The organism is Aeromonas finlandensis (assembly GCF_000764645.1).
Lineage (GTDB): Bacteria > Pseudomonadota > Gammaproteobacteria > Enterobacterales > Aeromonadaceae > Aeromonas > Aeromonas finlandensis.
This window is the reverse complement of the sequence record NZ_JRGK01000356.1, coordinates 1-3069: the sequence shown is the minus strand read 5'-3', so window position 1 is coordinate 3069 and position 3069 is coordinate 1. Positions and strand designations below refer to the sequence as shown.

3 protein-coding genes are annotated in these 3069 nt (G+C 60.4%); 1 reads left to right on the top strand and 2 read right to left on the bottom strand.

Annotated elements, in window-relative coordinates; genetic code table 11:
* The coding region (locus LD28_RS0121395; protein WP_033138890.1) for a DEAD/DEAH box helicase at window positions 1–1149 on the bottom strand (1149 nt) is incomplete at its 3' end.
* Window positions 1150–1499: 350 nt separating this feature from the next.
* Between LD28_RS0121395 and LD28_RS0121390 the strand changes: the two genes are divergently transcribed.
* The gene (locus tag LD28_RS0121390; RefSeq protein WP_033138889.1) at window positions 1500–2342 is read left to right on the top strand and encodes a substrate-binding periplasmic protein; all 843 of its coding nucleotides are present in this window, start codon (window positions 1500–1502) and stop codon (window positions 2340–2342) included.
* Window positions 2343–2465: 123 nt separating this feature from the next.
* Here LD28_RS0121390 and aroC read toward each other — a convergent pair.
* A partial coding sequence (gene aroC, locus LD28_RS0121385; protein ID WP_033138888.1) for a chorismate synthase occupies window positions 2466–3069 on the bottom strand: 604 nt, incomplete at its 5' end.

Sequence of the window (3069 nt, the reverse complement as noted above, 5' to 3'; positions counted from 1 at the left end):
GTCCAGGGTCTCGCGGGAGGCTTCAAAACCGGCCACCTGCTCGCACGGGATGTTCTGCTTGGTCAGACGCTCGATCGCCTTGATCAGCTTCCCTTCATCGGCAGCGACCAGCGAGATAGCGTGACCGGCAGCACCGGCACGGCCGGTACGACCGATACGGTGAACGTAATCTTCCGCCACGTTGGGCAGCTCGAAGTTGACCACTTGCGGCAACTTGTCGATATCGAGGCCACGGGCGGCGATATCGGTCGCCACCAGCACCTTGACGCTACCATCCTTGAAACCGGCCAGTGCGCGGGTACGGGCACCCTGGCTCTTGTTGCCGTGAATGGCGGCGGCGCTGACGCCGTTCTTGTCGAGGGTCTCGGCAACACGGTTGGCCATGTGCTTGGTACGGGTGAACACCAGTACCTGCTGCCAGTTGTTGCTGGTGACCAGATGGCTCAGCAGACCGATCTTGTTGGCCTTGTCGCACGGGTGCACCAGTTGCTCGATACGCTCGGCGGTGCTGTTGCGCGGGGCCACTTCGATCACCGCCGGGTTGTCCAGCAGACCGGTGGCCAGTTCGCGGATCTCGTCGGCGAAGGTGGCGGAGAAGAGCAGGTTCTGGCGCTTCTTCGGCATCAGGGCCAGGATGCGGCGGATGTCGCGGATAAAGCCCATATCGAGCATGCGGTCCGCTTCGTCCAGTACCAGGATCTCCACTTCGTCGAACTTGACGGCGTTCTGGTTGTAGAGATCCATCAGGCGGCCGGGACAGGCCACCAGCACGTCCAGACCACGGCGAGTCGCCATCATCTGCGGATTGATGCTGACGCCGCCGAACACCACGTGGCTGCGCATCGGCAGGTGTTTGCCGTAGTTACGCACGCTCTCGCCCACCTGGGCGGCCAGCTCGCGAGTCGGGGTCAGCACCAGCGCACGAATGCGGTTCGGAGAAACCTTGCGCTTGCTCTCCATCAGACGTTGCAGCATCGGCAGGGTAAAGCCTGCGGTCTTGCCGGTCCCTGTTTGGGCCGCCGCCATCAGATCGCGGCCAGCCAAAACGGCGGGGATCGCTTGCTGCTGAATGGGAGACGGGGTGTCGTAGCCTTGTTCGGCAACGGCACGCAACAAGGGTTCGGCCAGACCGAGGGAAGTAAAACTCATAGTTACCTGCTAGGGATAGTGGCGCCGGGGATTTGTGGTGGGGCTCCTCTGCTGAGCCGATGCCATCTCACAAGATCTGGGCCTATTGAGAAAACAACGATTTCCCCGGGGAGCAGAGCAAAGGGGAAAGAATAGAGGCGCAGTCTAACGGAGTTGCCCGGGATAAACGAGAAAAATGTGATGTTCCTCCCAGCACGAACAGAAAAGCCCCATACTGCCCCCCGAATAATCCCGTTGACGAGTGATGCAGGCACCACACTATTAACTGAAAACATAATATCCACCCCCGCAGGCATAGTCCGCAGGTGGTAGAAACACGGGATAGCAGAACAGAATAACGAGGTTTAGCGATGACAACCCGATATCGTTCACGGGGCAATGCCCGCAGCAAATGGCAGGCAAGGATCGGCCTGCTGCTTTTGCTGCTAAGCCCTGCGCTGCAGGCCAGCCAGACCCTGACCGTGGCCTGGAGTCACTGGCCCCCCTTTAGCCAGATCAATCGAGAAGGGGAGCTGGACGGGCTGGATATCAACCTGACCCGCCAGATCCTCACCCAGGCGGGTTTTACCCCAAGGTTTCGCGTGATCCCCTGGGCGCGAGCGCTGCACATGGTGGAGCACAGTCAGCTGGATGTGGCGATGGCCGCCCTGCCACTGCCGGAGCGCCAGAGCTATGCCCGCTTCTCGGCCCCCTACCGCCACAGCGTCTATGTGCTGCTGAGCAATAATCCCATACCCGGCCACCAGGATCGCTGGGAGAAGATCGATACCCTGGCCAGCCTCTGTCACGAGCAGGGTCTCAAGATTGGCAAGCTGCGCGGCACCCACCCCATCGAGCAGTTGAAGGAGTGCCCTGCCATCAAGGAAGTGACCGAGTACAATACCGATGATCGGCTGCTCGATCTGCTGCTGGCCCGTCGCCTCGATGGCATCATCATTGAGTGGCAATATGCCCGCTATCGACTGGCCCAGCTGGAGGCCGAAAGGTTTATCAGTTGCCAGCTACTGCTGCAACAGCAGCCGGTCAGCCTGATGTTTGCCAAAAACAGCGTCAGCGACGCGCAGCTTCTCAAGATCAACCAGGCCATCAGCGCCTTGCCCACCACCCACAACAAGTTCTCGCCCCCCAGCTGTCGCCTCAATGCCGATCAGGGGGCTGCAGCTCTGCTGACCCGCACCCTCGGCAAGCATTGACCAGCAAGCATTGACGGGATAAGCCGCCCCCCGGAAATAACAAAGGCGACCCAGAGGTCGCCTTTGATTTGGTTATCGACGCTGATACCCGATGGGTGATCAGTCGATGGGCAGTTGCACCGATCAGCGCAGCTGCGGGGTATGGGTCAACACCCCCTGATTCTGGGCGCGATGGCGCAGCAGATGATCCATCAACACCAGGGCCAGCATAGCTTCGGCAATGGGCACGGCACGGATGCCGACGCAAGGATCGTGGCGACCCTTGGTGATCATCTCGGTAGCCTCGCCTTCGGTATTGATGGTCTTGCCCGGCACCGTGATGCTGGAGGTAGGCTTGAGCGCCATGCTCACCACGATATCCTGACCGGATGAGATACCGCCCAGAATGCCGCCCGCATGGTTGCTGGCAAAGCCCGCCGGGGTCATCTCGTCGCGATGCTCGGAGCCTTTTTGCTCTACCACCGCGAAGCCGTCACCGATCTCCACCCCTTTCACCGCATTGATGCCCATCATGGCGTGGGCAATGTCGGCATCGAGGCGGTCAAACACCGGCTCACCGAGGCCCACCGGTACATTGCGCGCAATGACCTGCACCTTGGCACCGATGCTGTTGCCCTCTTTTTTCAGATCGCGCATGTATTGATCGAGTTCCTCCAGCTTGCCCGCATCGGGGAAGAAGAAAGGGTTCTGTTCAATCTGCGCCGCGTCGAATGCCTCGGCCTTGATG